Raw genomic sequence first — 3,187 nt, 5'->3', positions numbered from 1 at the left:
TTGGCAGTCTCAGCATGTGTGCTAATTGTTCTATAATTTTTTTAAATTCTAGCTGATTTAATATTTTATCGTTCACTAATCTCACCTTTTTTCTTTCGTAAGAAGTGTTGGAGATCTTCAAAATCCCACGTGTTAATGACTGTATCTTTCCTAATCCAGCCTTTCATTGCAGCTTGTACCCCAACCTTCATATCTTGTAACATTCGATAATTGTGAGCATCTGTATTAATAGCAATCGCTGCCCCTTGTTCTTGTGCGACTTGTAACCAACTCCACGCTAAATCAAGTCTGTTTGGGTTGGCGTTTAATTCAATAATCGTATTATTTTCAACTGCTAATTGAATAAAACGCTCATAATCGAAAGCGTATCCTTCTCTTCTACCAATTAAACGACCAGTTGGGTGAGCAATCATATCAACGTAAGGGCTTTTAATAGCATTTTCTAGACGACTCATAATTTCTGCTTCGCTTTGGTTAAAATGAGAATGAATAGAAGCAATGACAAAATCCATTTCACTTAAAAACTCATCGTCAAAGTCTAAATCACCATTTGGTAAAATATCCATTTCAACTCCTGATAAAACTTGTATATCATCACATTTCTCATTTACTTCTGCAATGGACTCGCGTTGCTTTCTTAATCTCGCTTCGTTTAAACCATTGGCGACTTGCAAATACTTTGAGTGATCCGTAATGGCCATAAACTGATAACCGTAATCCCGGGCTTTATTAACCATTTCCTCAATCGATTGCGCTCCGTCACTCCAAGTCGTGTGCATGTGGAGATCACCTTTAATGTCTGGTAAAGTTACGAGTTGAGGAATTTCAGACTCAACTTCTTCACCTGTTTCACGTAACTCAGGCGGAATGTAATCGACACCTAAAAACTCGAAGAACTGTTCTTCAGTTTCAAATGTGTGAACTTCACCCGTCTCTGACTCTTCAATACCATATTCACTAATTTTATATCCTTGTTGTTTAGCTAGACGTCTCATTTCAACATTATGGTCCTTAGATCCTGTGAAATGATGTAAAGTCGTAATAAATGCTTCAGGCTCAACCATACGAAAATCAACCGAAATATCCCATTCGCCAGAAATAACGACTGTTACTTTTGTCGTCCCTTTAGAAACAATTTCTTTAACATTTGCTAGTTCTACTAATTGATTAGCGACATGCTCAGCTTCATTCGTAGCTATAATATAATCTAAGTCTTTTACGTCCTCTCGAAGACGACGAAAGCTCCCAGCAATAGCATAACGTTGTACGCCTTCAGTTGTCTCAAGTTGAGCACTAATCGCTTCGTATAATGGGATTACTGAAGAAATAGGTAATCGTTCTGGTTGAGAGCCGTAATCATCAATTGCCTTTAAAATCTTTTCTACGGACTTCTTCCCAAAACCACTTAACGCTTCCACTTGACCACTTTCACACGCTTCTCTTAATGTTGCTTCATCGACCACGCCTAATTCATGATACAAGCGTGAAAGCTTTTTACCACCCAAACCTTGTAGTTTTAATAAAGGAATTAAACCTTCTGGTACTTCTTTTGCTAACTCTTTTAATGTTTCTGTCTCTCCATTTTCAATAAATTCTTCTATGACTGCTTTCGTCCCTTTGCCAACTCCTTGCAGTGAGCCGAAATCATCTATTTCGCTTAAAGAGCGGTCATCGCGCTCTAACGCTTGTGCTGCTTTTCGATAGGCAGATATTTTAAAGGCATTTTCACCTTTTAGTTCTAAGTAAATTGCAATTGTCTCTAAATGTTTAATCACTTGTTTTTTATCCATAACGTACCACCCTTAACTTTTAAATCAGGTTCTATTTCAAATGTGGTGGTGTAAAAATTTACACCATCCACTTATTATCCTTTTAATGAATATTTATCATCGCTCCATCAAAATGCTTCGCTTTCCGCGGGCACGGCTCGAGCCTTCTCGGCCCAAAGAGCGGGGCCTGTGGGGTCTCGAGACTCGTGCTGTTCCCGCTGGAGTCTACGCATTTTGATTCCGCTTAATAGATCTCACCTAACACAAAAATGGTTTTTATGCTCTTTATTCTGTTATAGATGCTTTATTTAATGATTGTAGCACCAATTGGTGCCATAAAACGGAGCCTAGATTCAATTTGTAATAACTGCTCTAGCTTTTCCTTTTCATCTTCAGATAGTTTATCAGGCGACTTCCATAACAACTTCTTACCACGCTTCATCTTCTTACGCGTGTCATCATCTACATCGTGCTGAACTTGCCTTCTTATGTCATCAAGTGCCCAATACACATGCCGCATATAATGAAAACGGTCCGCGATAATTAAAGGATTGTCTAATACATCACACATTGCTTTTTTAAATGCTTTTGATAAATCCATTACAACATTTCAACTTGACTTGTATCACATGTACGTAAATACGATTTAATCGTTTCTATTTTTCTGTCCGGTAAAATATCTATAATGGTGTGATTATCGACATCAACAATCACGGTTTGAAACCTTTCTCCATTCGCATCTCCTTTAAACTCATCAATAGAGATCGCTCTTGGTAGAACCTTTCGTGTATTGATAGTTTGGTGGTCCATTAGACGAATGACTTGATTTGGTGTAAGGCCTGCATGATTAAATATTGTTGCACTCATATCGCCTCTCTTTTTTCTAGTGTTTTAGTCGACTTTAGGATAACAAGAGATGGCGAATGAGTGTATTTTTTTGTTTTGAATGGGATGTTCAACCCCATCTTAAAGATCAGAATGTGACGAGCGAAAGGCGGCGACGCCAGTGGGAACAGCACGAGCTGAAGATCCACTGGGGAAAGCGTATTTCTTTCCCCAGTTAGCTGAAGCCGTGCCCCTGCATAGAAAACACTGCGACAAACGACCGTAGGGAAGTTTGAGCAGATGTTGAACTTGTGCCCTGAGGGTGCAAGCGTCCGCCTATAGCGAGTCACAAACCAACGGTTCAATAATCAATCTCTCAACATGATTGTTGTGACAATGGACACCACCACATTTAGTATAGAGCCAAAAGAAAAGAGGTTAACCCATTGTGAGCAAACCTCTCAAAACATACTTAATCTTCAAACCAAGCATTCTTTATCATATCAGATAACAATGGCGTATTTTCGATCATAAATGATGCGATTGATGAATCTTGGATGAAGTCTTGAACAAAATCTACTGAGACTGCCAAG

At 38.8% G+C, this 3,187-nt stretch carries 1 protein-coding gene and 1 pseudogene; both read right to left on the bottom strand.

The features are described 5' to 3' along the window. Window positions 1-65: 65 nt before the first annotated feature. On the bottom strand, window positions 66-1,790 hold the full coding sequence (gene polX, locus A194_RS0115555; protein ID WP_017187714.1) for a DNA polymerase/3'-5' exonuclease PolX: 1,725 nt from the start codon (window positions 1,788-1,790) through the stop codon (window positions 66-68). 319 nt (window positions 1,791-2,109) lie between these two features. Further along, window positions 2,110-2,612: pseudogene (locus A194_RS21425) on the bottom strand (ISL3 family transposase); the annotation flags it as partial. Between the last annotated feature and the right edge of the window lie 575 nt (window positions 2,613-3,187).

The sequence above is a fragment of the Alkalibacillus haloalkaliphilus C5 genome (genome assembly GCF_000269905.1).
Taxonomy (GTDB): domain Bacteria; phylum Bacillota; class Bacilli; order Bacillales; family Alkalibacillaceae; genus Alkalibacillus; species Alkalibacillus haloalkaliphilus_A.
The sequence above is the reverse complement of the archived record's forward strand: the minus strand, read 5'-3'. Positions and strand labels throughout refer to the sequence as shown.

Coding starts and splice junctions, on each gene's coding strand:
- polX (WP_017187714.1), bottom strand. CDS start 1,790: ATGGATAAAAAACAAGTGATTAAACATTTAGAGACAATTGCAATTTAC.